At 40.7% G+C, this 19976-nt stretch carries 19 protein-coding genes; 16 read left to right on the forward strand and 3 right to left on the reverse strand.

The genetic code is table 11. The features are described 5' to 3' along the window. Window positions 1-16: 16 nt before the first annotated feature. Both D7D50_RS07540 and D7D50_RS07545 read left to right on the forward strand, forming a co-directional pair. A complete protein-coding gene (locus tag D7D50_RS07540; protein ID WP_120701888.1) occupies window positions 17-1114 on the forward strand; it encodes a carbamoyl phosphate synthase small subunit in 1098 nt (365 codons plus the stop codon). Continuing rightward, window positions 1111-2835 carry an ATP-binding protein gene (locus D7D50_RS07545; RefSeq protein WP_227877720.1) on the forward strand — a complete coding sequence of 575 codons (1725 nt, stop codon included), beginning with the start codon at window positions 1111-1113 and terminating at the stop codon, window positions 2833-2835. Before D7D50_RS07540 ends, D7D50_RS07545 begins: the two co-directional genes overlap by 4 nt. Before the next feature lie 59 nt (window positions 2836-2894). On the opposite strand, the gene pepT is transcribed toward D7D50_RS07545, so the two are convergent. The 3 genes from pepT to D7D50_RS07560 are packed head-to-tail and all read right to left on the reverse strand — an operon-like array spanning window position 2895 to window position 5697. Next, window positions 2895-4115: a peptidase T gene (gene pepT / locus D7D50_RS07550; RefSeq protein ID WP_120701890.1), complete on the reverse strand. Its 1221-nt coding sequence runs from the start codon at window positions 4113-4115 to the stop codon at window positions 2895-2897. Window positions 4116-4129: 14 nt separating this feature from the next. Then, window positions 4130-4948, reverse strand: a complete 819-nt coding sequence (locus tag D7D50_RS07555) for a Cof-type HAD-IIB family hydrolase (protein ID WP_120701891.1) — start codon at window positions 4946-4948, stop codon at window positions 4130-4132. Next, window positions 4945-5697: a LexA family transcriptional regulator gene (locus D7D50_RS07560; RefSeq protein WP_023023357.1), complete on the reverse strand. Its 753-nt coding sequence runs from the start codon at window positions 5695-5697 to the stop codon at window positions 4945-4947. Before D7D50_RS07560 ends, D7D50_RS07555 begins: the two co-directional genes overlap by 4 nt. Before the next feature lie 198 nt (window positions 5698-5895). Here D7D50_RS07560 and D7D50_RS07565 point away from each other — a divergent pair, with 198 nt between their 5' ends. The 14 genes from D7D50_RS07565 to D7D50_RS07635 all read left to right on the forward strand — a co-directional run bounded on the left by D7D50_RS07565 (window position 5896) and on the right by D7D50_RS07635 (window position 19822). Beyond that, the gene (locus D7D50_RS07565; RefSeq protein WP_120701892.1) at window positions 5896-6333 is read left to right on the forward strand and encodes a GNAT family N-acetyltransferase; all 438 of its coding nucleotides are present in this window, start codon (window positions 5896-5898) and stop codon (window positions 6331-6333) included. Window positions 6334-6399: 66 nt separating this feature from the next. After that, complete coding sequence (lepA, locus tag D7D50_RS07570; RefSeq protein WP_120701893.1) at window positions 6400-8226, forward strand: translation elongation factor 4; 1827 nt, start codon at window positions 6400-6402, stop codon at window positions 8224-8226. Window positions 8227-8365: 139 nt separating this feature from the next. Next, window positions 8366-9025, forward strand: coding sequence for a hypothetical protein (locus tag D7D50_RS07575; protein ID WP_023023353.1), 660 nt, complete (start codon window positions 8366-8368; stop codon window positions 9023-9025). Between the two features lie 283 nt (window positions 9026-9308). Then, entirely contained in the window at window positions 9309-9950 is a 642-nt protein-coding gene (locus D7D50_RS07580) for a hypothetical protein (RefSeq protein ID WP_120701894.1), read from the forward strand. A 311-nt stretch (window positions 9951-10261) separates the two neighbouring features. Next, window positions 10262-10756, forward strand: a complete 495-nt coding sequence (locus D7D50_RS07590) for a YkgJ family cysteine cluster protein (protein WP_009731114.1) — start codon at window positions 10262-10264, stop codon at window positions 10754-10756. 2 nt (window positions 10757-10758) lie between these two features. After that, complete coding sequence (pynA, locus tag D7D50_RS07595; RefSeq protein ID WP_120701895.1) at window positions 10759-11442, forward strand: pyrimidine 5'-nucleotidase PynA; 684 nt, start codon at window positions 10759-10761, stop codon at window positions 11440-11442. A gap of 50 nt (window positions 11443-11492) precedes the next feature. Continuing rightward, window positions 11493-12242, forward strand: coding sequence for a hypothetical protein (locus D7D50_RS07600; RefSeq protein WP_120701896.1), 750 nt, complete (start codon window positions 11493-11495; stop codon window positions 12240-12242). Between the two features lie 124 nt (window positions 12243-12366). Further along, the gene (gene rpsP, locus D7D50_RS07605; protein ID WP_006596292.1) at window positions 12367-12639 is read left to right on the forward strand and encodes a 30S ribosomal protein S16; all 273 of its coding nucleotides are present in this window, start codon (window positions 12367-12369) and stop codon (window positions 12637-12639) included. 19 nt (window positions 12640-12658) lie between these two features. Next, complete coding sequence (gene kphA, locus D7D50_RS07610) at window positions 12659-12898, forward strand: RNA-binding protein KphA (protein WP_120701897.1); 240 nt, start codon at window positions 12659-12661, stop codon at window positions 12896-12898. A gap of 150 nt (window positions 12899-13048) precedes the next feature. Then, entirely contained in the window at window positions 13049-13831 is a 783-nt protein-coding gene (locus D7D50_RS07615) for an alpha/beta fold hydrolase (RefSeq protein ID WP_120701898.1), read from the forward strand. A 36-nt stretch (window positions 13832-13867) separates the two neighbouring features. Further along, window positions 13868-14386, forward strand: coding sequence for a ribosome maturation factor RimM (rimM, locus tag D7D50_RS07620; protein ID WP_023026861.1), 519 nt, complete (start codon window positions 13868-13870; stop codon window positions 14384-14386). Continuing rightward, window positions 14376-15092, forward strand: a complete 717-nt coding sequence (trmD, locus tag D7D50_RS07625) for a tRNA (guanosine(37)-N1)-methyltransferase TrmD (RefSeq protein ID WP_023026860.1) — start codon at window positions 14376-14378, stop codon at window positions 15090-15092. The genes rimM and trmD overlap by 11 nt, the downstream gene beginning before the upstream one ends. A 132-nt stretch (window positions 15093-15224) precedes the next feature. Next, on the forward strand, window positions 15225-17432 hold the full coding sequence (locus D7D50_RS07630) for a coiled-coil domain-containing protein (protein ID WP_120702347.1): 2208 nt from the start codon (window positions 15225-15227) through the stop codon (window positions 17430-17432). A gap of 530 nt (window positions 17433-17962) precedes the next feature. Next, on the forward strand, window positions 17963-19822 hold the full coding sequence (locus tag D7D50_RS07635; protein WP_120701899.1) for a CAP domain-containing protein: 1860 nt from the start codon (window positions 17963-17965) through the stop codon (window positions 19820-19822). Window positions 19823-19976: the final 154 nt, after the last annotated feature.

Here is a 19976-nt window from a genome sequence, read left to right on the forward strand (position 1 = left end):
TTTGTAAGGAGAATTTATGGTAAAACGTCTCTTAGTATTAGAAGATGGGACGGTTTTTGAAGGAACTGGTTTTGGAGCGGATACCTATGTTAGTGGGGAATTGGTCTTGAATTCTGCCATGACGGGTTATCAGGAGTTGATCACCGACCAGTCCTATAAGGGGCAAATTTTAGCCTTTACATTTCCAGTTATCGGTACAACAGGGATTAACCGAGATGATTATGAATCGATTTTTCCAGGTTGTCTAGCAGTGGTAGTGCACCAATTAGCAAGCCATCCAAGTAATTGGCGCAAACAGCTGTCCTTAGATGCTTACCTGAAAAAACACAACATTCCAGGGATTCAAGGAGTGGATACTCGAAAGCTGGCTAAAATTGTTACAGAACATGGAAGCATGAAGGCTACAGTGGTTAATGAAGGGGATGCGATTGAGCATATCCTAGATCAACTTCGGGCAACCGTCTTGCCTTTTGACCAAGTCCGTCAAGTATCGACTAAAACCCCTTATGCTGCACCAGGGTTTGGTAAGAGTATTGTCTTAATCGACCTGGGCTTACGCCACTCCGTTTTACGTCAATTAATCGCGAGAGGATGTAATGTAACAGTTGTTCCCTATTCCGTTAAATTGAAAGAATTGAAGGATCTCCAGCCGGATGCGATCATTCTGTCCAGTGGTCCAGGGAATCCCCATCATATTGATAGTATTTGCCAGGTTATTGCTAATATCGATCCACATATTCCGATCATGGGGATCGGCTTGGGGGCAGAATTACTGGCCCTTGCCCACGGAGGAAGCCTCACCAAACTAAAAAGTCCTCATCGAGGACTCAACATTCCTGTAAAAGAGGTTGCTACCGGGAAAGTCGAAATCACTAGCCAAAATCATCAGTACAACATCGAACGCGATACTCTTCCACGTGATTTTCTGATCACGCATGAGGAGCTTCATGATCACTCTATTGAAGCCTTTCGTCATCGCTACCTTCCTTTAATTGGTGTCCTCTACCATATTGAGTCCAGTCCAGGACCAAGGGAAAGTCTCTATTTCTATGATGAATTTATGGATCTGATTGAAAGTAAATCGGACGAAAGAAGGGAGGAGATATGGTCATGAATCAAGTAACGCTTTTGTGTGCAGAATCTTTTAACGATGTCAGTTTGCTCGGAGCACTCACTTCTTGTCCCTTATTAAAAGAACGTGGCTACCATACTGAAATCCTCTATTGTGGAGACGAGAATGGTATCACCAAAGAAGCAGGGGAAGCTGTTAGAGTCATCCGTTTAAAGTTAGACAGTCTGAAAGGTGCTCTTCTAGCGTCGAAAACAAAGAATCTACTGTTATCTTTTGCGGATAAGCAACTTCTTGGGCTTTTATTCAGATTGGAGGAAATCGGATTTCTTAAAGAGCATAAAATTCGTATTTTAGGAACTTCGCTTAGGCAGTACCGAACTTTTTATCATCAGGCAGACCAAAAGTCATTTTTACAGGATCTGGGTTATCAAGTTCCTTCCTCTTCCTTGGTTTCAACAGTCAGAGAGGCCATTGAGTTTTCGGAACAGATCCAATTTCCAATTGTTGTTTGGCCACTTGCCAGCAAGCATGGGCAAGGTCGTCGGATCGCTAATAACTTGGATGATCTATGTGATGCTGTTGAAAATGGGCTAGAAGTGTCGCCACAAGGCCAGTGTTTGTTGGAGTTCTCGACAGTTGGCTTCAAGGAGTTGGAATACATCGTCGTCCGAGATCGCCAGGATAATTATTATCTTGCGGGTAATATTGAAAGTGTCGACCCGGTGGGGATCCACTCCAGTGATTCCTATCAAGTCATCCCTAGTCTGACCTTGACGGATACAGAGCACCAGGCATTGAGAGAGGCAGCTTTGTCTATTGTACGCCATTTGAGATTGGTTGGAGCGACATCTATCAAGTTTGCGCTAGATCCAAAGAGTTACCAATTTTATATTCTTGAGGTCAATCCTTTTGCATCAGATTCTTTCTCGACCATGTCGATGGCTTTGGGTTATTCGATCTACCACCAGGCTCTATGCTTAAAATTAGGCGACCATCTGTTAGATCTTCCTCACCCTACCATGAAGGGTCTGACAGCCCTATTTGAACCCACTCTAGATCGTATTCTCTTTAAACTCCCTGTCTTTCCAATTGAGAAAGTTTCAAGAGTCCTCAATACTCAGATTCATTCAATCGGTGCTCTTTATGGATTTGGAACTAGTCTAGAAGAAGCCTATCAGCAAGCTGTTGAAAATTTCGGTTCGGATCAGTGGCCTAAGAATATTCTGAAGGATGTTTCTGACGATGAATTGATTCAACGGATTGCCAAACGGATGCCCTATCGTTTCTCATCAATCTTAGAGGCTTTCCATAGAGGCTTCGAAATGGAAGAAGTAAGTGACCTGAGTCGAATGGATCCTTTCTATCTCCAGTTTTTGTATAATATCTACTTGTACGAGAGACAAGAACAGCCCCAAACAAATCATTCTTTAAAGTTTCACCCTTTGGATTTAACTGCTGGATTTGGGCAAGTTGGAGAAGGAGTGACCTTCTTTAGTTCTATTTTTGGAGACGACGAGGCATCAGATTGGAGTGACTGGACATTGTTGGTTGATCGAGGATCTCAAGACGAACCTAGAAGGATTCTACAAATCATTGAACGTTTGAGAATAGAGAAGGAAGCTGGAAGAAAAGTAGCCCTTCTTAGTAATCTACCTTTCGTTGGCCAAGTGGCTCATGCCTGCTTACGAATTCCTCTTTCTGTTTATGAAAGTTACCAGAGTCAAATCGATGGACAGTTTGCTAGGGTAGAATACATGGATTAAAAGGATGTAAAAAGCTTCGGTTACCGTAACCGAAGCTTTTTTTTGAACAATATAGTGAATTAGGAATGGCTAACAATACCGATAATGGTATCAACTGCACGTTCCATAGTTTGAAGACTGACGTATTCAAAGCGACCATGCATATTTTCGCCACCAGCGAAGAGATTTGGTGTCGGAATACCCATGAAGGAAATCTTAGACCCATCTGTACCACCACGGATTGGTTCGATAATAGGTGTGATGTCCAGATCTTCCATAACTTCCTTAGCCAAGTTGACAGGTGTCATATCTTTCTCGATTACCTGTTTCATGTTATAGTACTGGTCTTTAAGAGTCAAAAGGACTCTTTCTGCACCAAGTTCTTGGTTCATCTTGTTTGCAATCTCTTCCATCTTTGCCTTACGAGCTTCGAAATTCTCTGTCTCGAAGTCACGAATGATGTAGCTAGCATGAGCTTCCTCAACAGTTCCATCCACATTCATCAAGTGGTAGAAACCTTGGTAGCCATCCGTTTTTTCAGGTCGGTCTTCTTCAGGGAGTTGATTGTGGAAGTCAATTGCTAACTGAAGTGCATTGACCATTTGGTTCTTAGCGGTCCCTGGATGAACATTACGCCCTTTGAAGGTGATTTCAGCGCCTGCAGCAGAGAAGGTTTCGTATTGCAATTCACCAAGAGGCCCACCGTCTACAGTATAAGCGAAATCAACATTAAAGTCTTCTGCATCAAATTTGTCCGCTCCAATCCCAATTTCTTCGTCAGGTCCAAAACCAACTCGAATTTCACAATGTTTGATTTCAGGATGTGCAGTCAAGTATTCAATGGCTGTCATGATTTCAGCGATCCCTGATTTGTCATCAGCACCAAGCAGGGTCGTACCGTCTGTAGTGATCAAAGTCTGTCCCTTGTAGTTGTGGAGGTTAGCAAAGTCAGCAGGATCTAGTGAATAACCAGAATCACCAAGAGCAATAGTGCCACCATCATAGTTTTCGATAACTTGGGGACTGATGTTTTCCGCATTGAAATCAGCTGTATCCATATGTGAGATAAAGCCAATCTTTCGTGTGAGACTTGGATCATTTGCTGGAAGAGTTCCAATAGCAAAACCGTTTGGAAGATAATAAACATTTTGCAGTCCAACTCTTTCCATTTCAGGAAGTAGCACATTCTTTGCAAACTCTACTTGTGATGGTGTGCTAGGAGTTGTTGTTGAAGTCTCATCAGATCGAGTATTGACTTTGACATAGGTTAAAAATCGTTCTAGTAATGTTGGGTATTTCATCTGTTTTTCCTTTTCTAGTTCTGTGCTTGTAAAACATAGCGCTTGATAGCAGTGGCGACGCCGTCTTCTTCGTTAGAAGTTGTTGTGACATCAGCCAAGGCTTTGATAGCATCTGGAGCATTGCCCATAGCTACTCCAAGACCTGCGTACTCAATCATCTCAATATCGTTGTTCTCATCGCCGATAGCCATAACCTCTTGTCTTGGAATTCCTAAGTGTTCAGCCAAAGCCTTTAAGCCGGTAGCTTTATTTACTCCCTTAGGAAGGATCTCAAATAGGATCGGTTGGGAGCGAATGGTGTGGAAGCGCTGGGACAATGCTTCTTCATAGGTCACTTGAAAGGCATCAATCTGTTCTTTCTGATCAATAAACATCCCTTGGAAAATTGGTTGTGCCTCAAGGACTTCTTCTAAGCCAAGTGGTACGGGTACTGTAGAAACAATACCGGCATCCATTATGGCTATTTCGGAAGGTTCCTGATTCAAAATGATATAGCGATTTAAATCGAATAAACTTAATTGAGGATGGATCTCCTGCGTCAACTGATCGAGATAAACCAAATCTTCTTCAGATAAGGCATCATAGGTAATGACAGACCAATCTGAAGATTTGACAGTGGTACAGCCGTTATTAATCACAGAGTAGGAGTGGTTACTTTTGAAGCCAATCTCTTCAAAGATTGGACGAACACCAGATAGGGGACGTCCCGTACAAATGACGACGTGTACGCCAGCGGCTTCAGCGTCTAAAAGAGCCTGCCGATTAGCAGGGCTAATGGTTTTATCTGGTGACAAAAGAGTCCCATCTAAATCGATAGCAATCAATCGAATCATAACTCATCCTCCTTAGCAGGTAGAAAGCTAGCAATGACTTTCCCAATCACTCTTGGTTCCTCCTCTAACGGGATGACCTTGTCACTATACTTTTTATTAAGCGAAACAAGACGAATTCCTTGGGCTTCACGGAAGACACGCTTGATCAAGGTTTGCCCATCGTACTCGATAGCATAGATGGCACCAGCAGTATCATAGAAAGTTTGCTTGATTAAGGCAACAGATCCCTTTGGATATTTTGGCTCTAGCGAGTCAGTATGAATCCAAAGTGCTAAATCATAGGCTAGTTTTTGATCAAACCAAACTAAATCTCCCTTAGAAGCACTTTGACTCGCAGCATAACTGTCAAAGACTGTATAGGGTGTATATTTCTTCTCAATACGCTTGCGCTCCGCTTGTAAAACCAATAAGCGATTGGCTTCCTCTAAGAGAGAGTCTTGAAAATCCTCATCTAGTTGCTTATAGATAAACTCAATCTTAGAATCCTCCAAGGTATCTGGTTGACCATAACGTGGGTCTAGATCAGAAATAGGAATTTCAAAGAAGCTAGCAATCTTTTCTAAGTTCTCACTAACTGGGAGAGAAGTTCCTTTAACATAGCCCGTCAAGGTACTAGCTGGAATACCAGTTGTACGAGATAAATCGACCTGTTTCTTATTTTGAACCTTTAATAGTTCTCTTATTTTTTCGGAAATAATGCGCAAAGCCTCTTTATCCTGTGGGCTTGCTTTTCCACGTCCTCTTGCCAAGAGCTTCACCTCCTTTTACATTACAATTCATTATAGCGAATTAAATCGAAAAAGTAAATAGAAATCCTTTATTGTTAATTAATTATTTCAATTCGAATTAAATAGTATGATTCAATAATCTGTTAACATATTTTTAATGCTTGATTTTTTTAGGGATAAGGCATAGAATAAATAAAAAAGACTTCATGGAGGTGAAGTATGATTCGTACCGTTCAAGTTAAAGATGCAGGTCAAATTCGAGATTTGTGCCACCAAGCATTGGAGTATGATTCGACCCTTGAGAAAGTAGCAGCTCAGATCGATAAATTTAATGAGCCAGACTCGGGTCACTTTTGCTTTGTATACGAAGATGACCAAACAGGCAATATTCTTGGTTATGTCGAAGCTGAAGCCTATGAGAGTATATATAGCGATCCTGGTTTAAATGTTTTAGGACTTGCTGTTTTCCCTTCTGCCCAAGGATGTGGGATCGGTCGGCAGTTGATGGAGCGAATTGAAGCTCTTGCTCAAAAACATAACTATGCCTTTATTCGTTTGAGTTCTACCTCTCATCGAAAAGAAGCCCATGTTTTTTACGAACGAATAGGCTATGAGGGAAATAGAACGCAGAAGCGATTTTTGAAAATAATGAATTAAGATAGGCAAAGGCCTATCTTTTTTGTTATAATGAAGAGTACGATTAATTTTACTAGGAAGATGATTATGCCAAATTTAGAAGAATTAAAGAAACGACAAGAGAAGATTCGGAACTTCTCGATTATCGCCCACATTGACCACGGAAAGTCAACCTTGGCGGACCGAATCTTAGAGAAAACCGAGACCGTTTCTAGTCGGGAAATGCAAGCTCAGCTCCTAGATAGCATGGATCTAGAACGGGAACGTGGGATTACCATCAAGCTCAATGCCATCGAGTTGAACTATACGGCTAAAGATGGGGAGACATATATCTTCCACTTGATTGACACACCAGGACACGTGGACTTTACCTATGAGGTTTCTCGTTCGCTCGCAGCCTGTGAAGGGGCGATTTTAGTAGTCGATGCTGCTCAAGGGATTGAGGCGCAGACCCTAGCCAATGTTTATCTGGCACTGGACAATGATTTGGAGATCCTGCCAGTCATTAACAAAATTGACTTACCAGCTGCAGATCCAGAACGTGTGCGGACAGAAGTGGAAGATGTGATCGGCTTGGATGCCAGTGAGGCAGTCCTAGCTTCTGCCAAGGCTGGTATTGGGATTGAAGAGATTTTGGAACAAATCGTCGAGAAAGTTCCAGCACCTACTGGGGACGTTGCCGCTCCATTGCAAGCCTTGATCTTTGACTCGGTATACGACCCATACAGGGGAGTCATTCTTCAAGTCCGTGTGGTCAATGGCCTAGTGAAGCCAGGCGACACCATCCAGTTGATGAGTAATGGTAAGACCTTTGATGTGACTGAGGTTGGGATTTTTACTCCTAAAGCAGTGGGTCGTGACTTCCTTGCGACTGGTGATGTTGGTTATATTGCAGCCTCTATTAAGACGGTTGCGGATACTCGTGTTGGGGATACTGTGACCTTGGCTACTAATCCAGCAGCTGAGCCTCTTCATGGATATAAGCAAATGAACCCAATGGTCTTTGCTGGTCTTTACCCGATCGAATCCAACAAATACAATGATCTTCGGGAAGCACTGGAAAAGTTACAACTCAATGACGCCAGTCTTCAATTTGAACCTGAGACTTCTCAAGCCCTTGGTTTTGGTTTCCGTTGTGGTTTCTTGGGTCTCCTTCACATGGATGTTATCCAAGAACGTTTGGAGCGCGAGTTCAACATTGACTTGATCATGACAGCACCGTCAGTTATCTACAAGGTCAATTTGACAGATGGAGAAGTGCTGGATGTGTCCAACCCATCTGAGTTTCCAGATCCAACCAAGATCGCTTCGATTGAAGAACCATATGTTAAAGCACAAATCATGGTACCACAAGAGTTTGTCGGAGCTGTGATGGAATTAGCCCAACGCAAACGTGGGGACTTTGTAACCATGGACTACATCGATGAAAATCGGGTCAATGTCATCTATCAAATCCCACTAGCGGAAATTGTCTTTGATTTCTTTGATAAATTGAAATCCTCTACTCGTGGTTATGCAAGCTTTGACTATGAGTTGTCTGAATACCGTCCATCTAAACTAGTCAAGATGGATATCCTCCTCAATGGGGATACCGTCGATGCCCTCAGCTTTATCGTTCACAAGGACTTTGCCTATGAACGTGGTAAGCTGATTGTTGAGAAACTCAAGAAGATTATCCCTCGTCAACAGTTTGAAGTGCCCATACAAGCAGCTATCGGTCATAAGATCGTAGCCCGTACAGATATCAAGGCTCTTCGTAAGAACGTCTTGGCCAAGTGTTATGGTGGGGACGTCTCACGGAAACGCAAGCTTCTTGAAAAACAAAAAGCTGGTAAGAAACGGATGAAAGCTATCGGTTCGGTGGAAGTACCGCAGGAAGCCTTCTTGTCTGTCTTATCAATGGATGAGGAATAAACTTCTCTCTGAAATTATAGAACAAATCGAACGTCCCGATAGGGGCGTTTTTCTATCGGGTTAGACAAATAGCGCTTTCAAATCTAAGTAGAACATGTTAAACTAGAGGTATCAAAATCCATCACAAAGGAGAGAAAAGATGAAAAATAAGTTCCTACTAGCGACCGTTTCGGTCTTGTCAGCTCTTGCTCTTGTGGCTTGTAGCACTCCTAAAAAAGAGTCTAGAAAACCGTTGTCATCTGAATCTAGTTCCACTGAGGTGGTAAAAAAGAGCAAAAAATCCTCTAGTAAAAAGACCTCTAGCAAGGTGGAGTCAAAATCATCGAATGATACCAAGAGTACTGTCGAAACCAAACGGGTTGGTTCTGCTGATTATGGCTATATCGATATTCCAAGCAAGTGGATTAAATTTACAGACATAGACGGTGGAGATAGCATTCAATTTACGGATGGTAGTGCCTATAATATCGTAACCATGAACGGGTATACCAAAGAGAAAGCGAATGTCGGTGAAGGAGAAGTCTTCAACGCAGAGTTGATTGCGAACCGTATTGCTTACTATTGGAAAGACAATAAAGAAGTAGAGAAAATGTGGGGAGCTACAACCACTGTCTCAGGGAATGAAGCCTTGCAGCTGAATATTATCCTTAAATCTGGACAGTACCTCATTACTTGGGTCTTCCAAAAGGATGATAAGGTATACTTGATGTCTTTTGAAGGAGATAAAGAGACCTTGGCTCAATTCATTCCATACATTGAGGAAACTTGGAGTTTGGATGAGAAAGGTCCAAAAGCCTAATGCATTCGTGAGGAAGTTGGTTTCATTATCACCAATTTTCAATACATGATAGAATAAGATTTGGACGCAGTCATTAAGTTCTATTTCTTGGAACAATTAACTTCTTACAACCTGGTTAGCAAAGAATCTCTCAGGTTGTATATCCTTAAGAAAGCAGGGACTAATTCAAACAGTTCGTCAGTTTGAATTAGTTCTTTTTTTGGTAAGAAATTAAACTGGTCCTTTTAAAATAGAGTATAAGATGTTAGAGTAGTGTATATAATCTATCATAGAGGAGAGAAAGATGAAAAATAAGTTCTTACTGGCGTCAGTTACGTTTTTGTCTGTTGTCAGTCTCTTTGCTTGTACTAGTCCAAAGAAAGAGTCTAGTAAATCGTCAGCACCATCTAGTTCCACGAATGTGGCAAAAGAAACAACAAAATCAAGTAGCAAGGTAAAGGAAGAAATATCAGATAATGATAAGAGTTTCGCAGAAACGAAACGAATTGGATCAGCAGATCAAGGGTATGTCAATATTCCAAGTGACTGGGTAAAATATACAAATGAAGAAGGTGGAGATAATATCCAATACTCAGATAAAAGCGTGGATAATGCGATTATTTTGAACGCTACTACTAGAGAAAGAGCGGGTGTCGCCGAAGAAGAAGATTTTAATGAAGTGATGGCTCAAAGATTTGAGAATGACTTGAACGAAATAAATAAAGTAGTAAAATCGTGGAGATCTACTAGCAAAGTTGGAGGAAATGTAGCTATCCAATTAAACATGTTTCTTAAGTCGGGTCGATATGTTACTTGCTGGTTTTTTCAAATAGATGGGAAGTTGTATTACATTGCCTGTCTTGGAGATGAAAAAACATTAGCTCAATTAACCTCCTATGTAGAAGACACTTGGAGCCTTGATGGAACAGGTGCCGTGACGGATTAATCAAGTGAGAGTTTGGCTTAAACTATTCAGTCATTAATGTTTAATAGAAATAACTACATGACGCAGTGGTTGATTGGCATCTTTGTTCGCTTTTTAGCTCCAAAGATAACCTAATGAGTGAAACGAAGTTTCCTTTATCTGCAACCTCCAACAGTCTCCCAGACTGTTGGAGCTATGCGGGGGTGGGAAGATTGAAAAGGTTTGGGGAACCTTTTCAACCTCTTTAAATTTGTCGGAGTTCTGTCCCACTCCCTTTTTTACGGCCTCTATGGTATAATGCTCTTATCCATTTAGCAATTAGAAAGTAGTTTATGACTCAAGAAATTGACTTAGAAAAATACCATCAGTTAGCGCTCCAAAAGCAAAAGGAGCATCGCAAGGTATTGGCGAATCTGAAAAAGAAGCCCCCTAAAAATCTAGATAAAATAGCGCAAGAGATTCACGATGAAGTCTTTCAAGAAATTGATTGTACCGCCTGTGCCAATTGCTGTAAGACCCTAGGGCCAGATTTTAAGGAAGCGGATATCACCCGCATCGCTAAGTATTTCAAAATGAAACTTCCTGCTTTTGAGGCTGAATTTCTTCAAGTCGATGAAGATGGAGATAAGGTTTTTAAATCCATGCCTTGCCCTTTCTTGGGTGGCGACAATCTCTGTTCGATCTACGATGTTCGGCCTAAAGCTTGTCGAGAGTTTCCTCATACAGACCGCAAGAAGATCTACCAGATCAATCATTTGACCATCAAGAATACTCTCACTTGCCCAGCAGCCTATTTATTTGTAGAAAAATTGAAGGACCGTTTGTAAGCATGTATAAATTTTTACTATTTGACCTAGACCACACCTTGTTGGATTTTGATACAGCGGAGGAAGTGGCTTTAACGCAATTTCTTAAGGACCAGGGAGTTCAAGATATTCAAGTCTTTAAGGATTACTACAAACCTATGAACCAAGGGCTCTGGAAAGATTTGGAACAAAAGAAAATTAGCAAAAAAGACTTGATTAACAGCCGGTTTGCGATTGCCTTTGCTCATTTTGGAAGACAGGTAGATGGTGAAGAGATGGCTTTGCGCTACCAGGATTATATTAGCCAACAGGGACTGAGCTTCCCAGGAGCGGAAGCTTTGCTGGCGGAGTTGGTAGAAAGGGGCTATCAACTCTATGGGGCTACCAATGGTGTTACTGCCATTCAGCAAGGGCGCTTGAAGCAGTCAGCAATTACCCCTTATTTCAAAGAAATCTTTATCTCTGAACAATTAGGGACTCAAAAACCGGAAGTGGCCTTTTACGAAAAGATCGGTAACTTGATCCCTGGTTTTACCAAGGAGCAAGCTCTTATGATAGGGGATTCTTTGACGGCGGATATCGCTGGGGGCAATGCTGCGGGGATTGATACCGTCTGGTATAATCCGGATCACAAAGAAAATACCAGTCCAGCAGTACCGACATATGTCGTTGCTGACTATCAAGCGTTACTGGATATCCTTAAGTAAAAACTTATTTCAAACTAGCTGTTAAGCTAGTTTTTTGGTATCATGGTGGAATGAATAAATTTAAATCAATAAGGGTTACCATCAAAAGATGGCTTCGCTATCTGCTTCTTGCATTCGCCACAGTGGTCGCTCTCTTAATTTGTTTTCTATTTTATTTTACTAATCAAGAAGAAAAAGAAATCCAAGAGCAAATTTCTGGCTTTTATCAGGAAGCGGGATTTAAAGGAGACCTAAGTTTTAAAGCAGCTCAACTCCATGGGATGTCGACTAAATATGCCTATAGCTATCAAGAAAGGGTTGAGGGAAAAATGGTTCAGTTTGACTTTCCCTATGCGACTCATCTATCCAAAGAAGAAGGTGGGAAAAACTATGACACAGCAGAAGAGCTAGCTTACCATTCCAAAAGCTGGCTTGTTGCACCATTTTTCGAAAGAGCCTTCGCTGAATCCCAAGGTTTTCAAAAACTGACTCAGGAAATAAAAGAAGAGTTTCGTAAACAGGGCTTAGAGGTAAGCGAGGTTCGTCTTCAGTTCCCAATCGATAATCCCGATTTCGAAAATCAATTGGCAACAGACTTACTAGCTGCTGAAAAAGCTGGAGAAACAGATCTTCGAGGGATTCTGACCTTGGATTATGCTAACTACCGCCAAATTAAGGGCTTTTCCTTTACCATCACAGTGACATCTCTCTCTAAAGAATTTGAAGGGAAGCGCTTGGATGTAAGCGGACTTCCTTCTGGAAACTATGTGATTGAATCTAATTCCCCAAAGGCTGAATCTTATAGCTTTGAGATCGAATAAAAAAATTTTTAATAGTGTCAAGTTTTTTTCTTGACAGGTCTTTAAAATGTGTTATAATAGATCATGTGCTAAATAGCTTGTCTATTTCACCGAAAATTAAAATATAGAAAAGAGAATTATAAAAATGGCAGTTAAAATTCGTTTGACTCGTATGGGTTCTAAGAAAAAACCTTACTACCGTATCAACGTAGCAGATTCACGTTCACCACGTGATGGTCGTTTCATCGAAACAGTTGGAACTTACAATCCACTTGTTGAAGAAAACCAAGTAACTTTGAAAGAAGATCGCGTTCTTGCATGGTTGGCTGATGGAGCTCAACCTTCAGATACAGTTCGTAACATCCTTTCAAAAGAAGGTGTATTGAAGAAATTCCACGATTCTAAATTCTCAAAATAATCATAAAGTAGGTTGATGTATGGATACGATTGAAAATCTTATTATTGCAATTGTGAAACCTTTGATTTCACAACCGGATACCTTAACCATCAAGATCGAAGATACTCCTGAATTCTTGGAGTACCACCTTGACCTTGATCCTAGCGATGTTGGTCGAGTGATCGGTCGGAAAGGTCGCACCATTTCTGCGATAAGAACGATTGTCTACTCTGTCCCAACTGAAGATAAAAAAGTAAGAATCGTTATTGACGAAAAATAAAAGGCGGGACTCTGTCCCGTTTTTTTGTTGCAAGGAAAGGTTTTGGAGCAGTTTCTGGGTGGGAAGTCCATTTGAGAAAATCCTTTGAACGTGATAAAATAAAACGTAAGGTTGTTAAGTGAATTGTTGTTTAGAAAGAGTTGTTTTGATATGAACCGATTTGAAGTAACTACAAAGATTGGTTGTTTCTCTGTTACTTATAAAAAGAGAAATAAAGTTCTAGTTTGTTTAAATGGTGCTGGTTTGATACCGAGTTATGAAAATTTTCTACCAATACTTGAAAAACTTCCTTCCTCAATAGGTTACCTTACGATTGATTTTCCGAATACAGGTAGGAGTCCGATTCATAGTCAAACAGGAATTAATTTGGATAATCTTGTTGAAGCGGTATACGAAATTCTGAAAGGATTGGAAATTTCTGATTATATACTATGTGTTCATAGTTTAGGTGGTGTTTTGGCTTTAAAGTTGATGAGTAAACCAATTAAGTGTCAAGCATTGATAGCAATTGAACCAACAACAAAAAATATAATGTTTGCTGATTTTTCAAAAAATCCTTATCCAGAAATGGAAGAGCAAATCAGGATGATTGAAGAATGTGGTCAGGAAAAATATTTTAAGGGACTAACTCAAGCAACATTTGAACCTGAAACCGATAGACTGATTTGGGGATTGATGGAAGAAAAAGGCTTAGAATTGGAAAAGCAAGTTCCTGGATTTCAGATATCTGTAAATATTACTGCTGAAGATTTTGATAGTTTGTCCTTAGCAGATAATATTCCTGTTTTCGTATTTTGTCAGGCGTACAGAGAAAAAGAGTACAGAGATTCAGAATATTGGAATTCTAATACAAAACTCATTCTAGGTGGAAACCACCACTATCTACACTGGTCAGAATCGGAAAAAATTGCAACTCTTATTAGAGAACTTTAGAGATAAATTAATCAAAAGAGGAATGTAAAGAATAAAATGAATTATTTTAATGTTGGGAAAATCGTCAATACGCAGGGTTTGCAGGGTGAGATGCGGGTCTTGTCTGTGACAGACTTTGCGGAAGAGCGCTTTAAAAAAGGAGCAGAGTTGGCTCTCTTTGATGAGAAGGATCAGTTTGTCCAAACGGTGACTATTGCCAGTCACCGCAAGCACAAGAACTTCGATATCATCAAGTTTAAAGATATGTACCATATCAATACCATTGAAAAATTCAAGGGTTTTAGCCTCAAGGTTGCCGAAGAAGCCTTGACTGATTTGGATGAGGGCGAGTTTTACTACCACGAGATCATTGGCCTTGATGTTTATGAAAATGACCAACTCATCGGTCAGATTAAGGAGATCCTTCAACCGGGTGCCAATGATGTTTGGGTGGTGAAGCGCAAAGGAAAACGCGACCTTCTCTTGCCTTATATCCCACCAGTAGTCCTCAATATTGATATCCCAGGAAATCGGGTGGATGTGGATATCTTGGAAGGGTTAGACGATGAAGATTGATATTTTAACCCTCTTTCCAGAGATGTTTTCACCCCTGGAGCACTCCATCGTCGGAAAGGCGCGTGAAAAGGGACTCCTTGAGATTAACTACCATAATTTCCGCGAAAATGCAGAGAAGGCACGACACGTGGATGATGAACCCTATGGTGGCGGGCAAGGCATGCTCTTACGTGCGCAGCCGATCTTCGATGCCTTTGATGCCATTGAGAAAAAGAATCCGCGCGTGATCTTACTAGATCCAGCTGGGCGGACTTTTGATCAAGGTTATGCAGAAGAGTTAGCTCAAGAAGAAGAATTGATCTTTATCTGTGGCCACTATGAAGGCTACGATGAGCGGATCAAGTCCCTGGTGACAGATGAGATTTCTCTTGGAGACTATGTCTTAACCGGTGGTGAGCTAGCTGCTATGACCATGATTGATGCGACAGTACGCTTGATTCCAGAAGTGATCGGAAAAGAGTCCAGCCACCAGGATGATAGTTTCTCGTCCGGCCTTCTAGAATACCCTCAATACACACGGCCCTATGAATATCGAGGGATGACAGTTCCAGATGTCCTCATGAGTGGGCATCATGAAAATATCCGTCAATGGCGTCTCTATCAGAGTTTGAAAAAGACACTAGAGCGTCGTCCAGACCTGCTTGAAAACTATGACTTGACTCCAGAAGAAGAGAAGATGTTGGAGCAAATTAAACAAGAAGAATAACAGCATTTGCTGTTTTTCTTTTGCCCTAAAATTAATAGAAAAAATCTTCCTCATCCTACTAGTTATTGGTAACAAAATGTGGTATCCTTATGGAGAGATAACAGATATGAAAAAGTGTTGGTGGTGTTTGCAATGGGCAAAAAAATAGGAAAATCAGTCTTTACAACGGGTGTCGCAGCGACAACCCTCTTTTCAGGTTTGTCCGGCCATAAGGCACAGGCTGAAGAGATTGTCCAGAACGATCCTGCCGATCAGCAATCGACGGATGTGACTGAAATGGATTCAAGTTTTATGGATAAAAATATCTTACATGACCAATTGCAAAAAGCTGAAAAAAGAGTCGAAGACCAACGGTTACGGCTGAACCAGGCTCAATCTGAATACAATGTCGCCAAATCAGGTCTGGAAGCTGCTGAAGCAAACCTAGAGACAACTGAAACGATGATTGAAGAATCCAATCAAACATCCTTTGGCAAAACTGAAAATGAAATTGCGGTTGCTGAGGCAGTTGTTACTCTAGAACAAGAAAAGGTACGCCAAGCAAGTGAGGCTGATAGTCAAGTTCGTTCTGCCATAAAGAGTCAAGAGAATAAAATTGCTGCCCAGCAGTTACTTGTTGATATCGCAGGAAATGAATTAAGAAAAGCCAAACAACCCATCCAGAATGATGAGGCAGTATTAGCACAGGCACAGCTAAAAGAGGAGCAGGCGCAAAACGAATTAAAAATAGCTCAAACCTTAGTGCTAAATCTGACAGAAACTCAATCCAAAGCGCCCTATGTCTTAAAGCAAGTTTCCAGCGAAATTGCGGGAGTACAGAAAAAAGTTGAAAAATTAACTTATCAAATCTCCCAAAAATTAGTAGAGTTAGAAAAAGTCCGTGAAGCGGCCATGGCTAGTCCAATCAATCTTCAACAGACAAGCTATGAGACTTTGTTAGAGGAGTGGGCCAAGGCTGGTGACCAAGGTGCTGTTGAAGCTATGTCGCTTTATCATCGTGGGCGTGTAGAGGACCAGCTGACAGGTGGAAAGGCCACTAGATTAGATAACGTCCTAAAAGCGTTAGAAATTGTAGATACCATTAATCAGTACCGTCGCCAGGCAGGTTTAGGTGAGCTCTTAGTCGCTCCTTATCAATTACCGGTTAGTCAACTTCAAACGCACTATCATCAAAACCATGGACAAGCCCTGTCCAACTGGCAAGAGAATGAATTGATTGCTTGGGGCTATCGGCCTAGGGAGGCTGTTGCCTTCTGGTATAGTGAAAAGGAACTGTATCATCAAATTGCTCATCAATACGGTTTACCAATAGATGAAAGTCAACTAGATCCTAGCCAAATCTCTAAGAAAGTGGGAGAGGAGTTATTTGCTAAGATTGGACACTATGTCCAAATGATGGGGAATCAATATAAGGCCATTTCAGTTGCCTATGATCCAGATTTAGAGGTATCTCAAGTAGCTTTCTTTGAAGAGTCATCCCCCCTTTATAGCAGTGGAGAACTGACAAAGTGGGTGAGAAACGTTGCCAATGCAAGGACGACAAAAGCAGATGTAAAGACTGTCAAAAATGCTTTGGAGAGTCTAAAAGTTGAAAGAACAAATCAAGAATCCCGCATCAATATCCTTTCTGGTCATTTATTCGATGTCAAGACTTCTCTTGCAAGTCATGAGCAACTATTAGCGCGTGCTCAAAACAAGCTAGCTTTAGCGATGAAGAAATGGCGAGCTGCGTCAACAGAGACCAAGGAAGCAGCAAGTTCACTGGCAGTTTCACGAGCTCGTATACAGGGAGCGATTATCCCCAAAGAAGAGGCCTTGAAAAATGCCATTTTAGCACTAGAGGAAGATAAAAAGCAATTAGAAGTTTTACAAAATGCAGCGAGAGAGACTGCATCTAAGCTTGAAGGAGCACAGGCACAACTTCAACTTGCAAAAAATCAATTAGCACAAGTCAAAGGGCATCTAAAGTTGTTCACCGATGCATCTGAATTGCTAGTAGATGCGCAAGCCTTGGTAGCCTCTGCTAAAACTGAAGTCGAGGAGAAAAAAGTACAATTTGAGGCAGAGTTTGAAACCTTTATGGCTTATCAAAAAGAAGCTAGTGATTTTAGAAATCGAATAGAGAAGATTCAGTCAAGTGAGGACGGAGAAAAAACTGCAGTAGCAGAAGAGGAGGAAGCAATTGATCAGGCACAAATTTCTCTAGCTGATTCTAGTCAAACAGAGTATCCGTTACAAGTCGAAGATGACTTACCAGAAGTTGCAGGAAGAGAAGTACACAAGAGTAAAAAAGGCTTATCCAAATGGTTCCGAGGACTTGGGTTTAAAAAAGATCAATAGCTGTAAAAATGTCATCTAGCAACTTCTTAAAAGAGAGAGCGAATTCGTTCTCTCTTTTTGTATATTCTAGATGATTGTAGAAACAGCAAAAAATTACATAGGCGTGAAGCCTAATCTGCTCTTCTAAAACAATAGTATAATACTATCCTATTGTTTTATCCTTTATAACCATACCATTTGAAAGGCTAAAAATGAAGTAAATAATAGCTGTATAAAGAATGAGTATAGTTCTATGAGTAAAATAAGAAGGTTCTCAAATTATTTGCTATTCAAAACTTTCTGTGTTATAATTCTCACAAAGGAAGAAAAAGTGTCGATACTAAATATGCTGTTGTTATCAGTTTTTTAGACAAAAATATGTGTGAATCTGACTTAAGTGTTCATTTTAAAAATAGGCCTTAGAAATAAATGAATATCTCATTCAGGAGCTCTCAAACCCTATATAAACTGGAAAAACAGCCAAATTAAACTTATGCATAGGTGTTTTCATCCTTTTTATTTATAATACTATCCTAATGGAGATTATTGATATGTATAAAAAATATAGATATGTAACTCGGGCTATCTTGGCCTCTGCTGTAGCAGTTCCAGTTTTTGCTGCGTCAAACGTTCAAGCTGAAAGCTATAGCTGGAATACAAGTCGTTATGCCTATAGCTACTATACCCCAAGCTACAGTAACTATGGATATAATAATTACAACTATAACTATGGGTATAATAATTATGATTATTACTATGGTTACAACAATTATAACTATGGTAATTACGGCTATAACTATGGTAATTACGGCTATAACTATGGTAATTACGGCTATAACTATGGAAATTACGGCTATAACTATGGTTATAACAATTGGAATAACTACTATGGCTACAACAATCTCACACGTGATGAAAACTACATCTACTGGAATGGTAATCACTACTATCGCATGAGTGACGGTACTTACCGGATCTACCGCAATGGTCAGTGGCAACCGTTGACCAATCGTAATAACTCTAGAAATAATCTAGCCAACGACCCGCATTACCTTTATGAGAATGGTTACCATTATTATTTATTAGAGAATGGGGATTACTATTACTATGAGAATGGTAAATGGGTATTCGTAAAAAATTCTAGCGAAACAGAAAACCCTGTAACGCCGGATACTCCAACACCTACTCCAAATCCTACCCCAACACCAGAGGAACCAAACCCAACTGATAAACCAGACCAACCGGTGGAACCTTCAGAACCGGCTACACCAGAAGATACTGGTAACTTGGTCTTCCCTGAGAATCCTCCATTTGTAGGTGCAGATGGTGAGTTTGATCCATTCACTCCAACTCCAGAGAATCCAGCGGATCCGAAGCCAGAAGTGCCGGTTCAACCTGAATTACCTGGTAATGATGGTTTGGTAACAACAGACCAGCCAAGTGAAAACCAAATTCCACCATATGTTGAAAAACCAGCAGAAGGATTAGAACACCTTCCTTGGGCACCAAACGGACGTGTTCCTAAGTTGGTCTACCCACCTGGTAAGCCTGGATCAGCTGCTTTGCGTAGTGATAAGAACTATTACTTTGATGGGACAACTCATTACTACTATGTACCATCTGATACTGAAGCTACAGGATATTCTGCGTACTGGAAGTGGATTGATGGAAAATGGAAACTTCAAGGTATGACTGATCCAACTGACCCTGCCATCGATCCAAAATTCCACGAAGATGCAAAAGATGACGAGTATGCTTATAGCGATCGCGACTCAAGCGTGAAACTATACTCTACCAACGTGGTGGAAACAGTCAAAGCCGGCCAACCTTTACCGTTTAAAAACGTCGAAGAGTTTAAGGACTATGTCATTAAGAAAATGAATCCTAAGTTCATTGACAATGCTGGATGGGATGCAAAAGTAGAATGGGAAATCGAAGACCTTGAACTCTTTGAACAATCAAAAGAAAACCCATGGGCAAAAGACTATGTCTTGATTGCCAATTTGAAGAGTGGTGTAGATGAAAAAGAATACAAAGACGTTGAATTCGGCTATGTGAAATTCGTATTCCGTGTGGAAGCGACAGACGACACCAATTATATCTCTTTAGATAAGGCAAAAGAAGCATTTGCCAAAATCAATGAACTAAGAAAAGCTCAAGGTTTGAAAGAATTGACTTGGTCTGATGATGTCTACAACAATCTGGCTCTTCCAAAAGCAAACCAAATCTCAAGACAGTACGATAGCACTGGATTTGTAGCTCGTCGTGAAGAAAACCCAGCAACTGTGGCAACAAAATGGTTCAATAGTGGCTTGCGTGAATTGTTACTAGATCCAAACGCAACTGAAGGAGCAGTAGCAGCAGTTGTAAACGGAGATGGTTACTATTACTGGGCTTACAATTATAAATAATGTTCATAATAGATAATCACTTCCAATGTAAGAAAGATTATTCAAATGAAAAATGAGAAGGTATCCAAGTGATACCTTCTTATTTTTTTTTATAAGAAGTAGGGATTGAAGATTTTTAGAAGGATTCACAGGTCTATGATTAATGGTCAAATAC

It is taken from the genome of Streptococcus koreensis (assembly GCF_003627135.1).
Classification (GTDB): Bacteria; Bacillota; Bacilli; order Lactobacillales; family Streptococcaceae; genus Streptococcus; species Streptococcus ilei.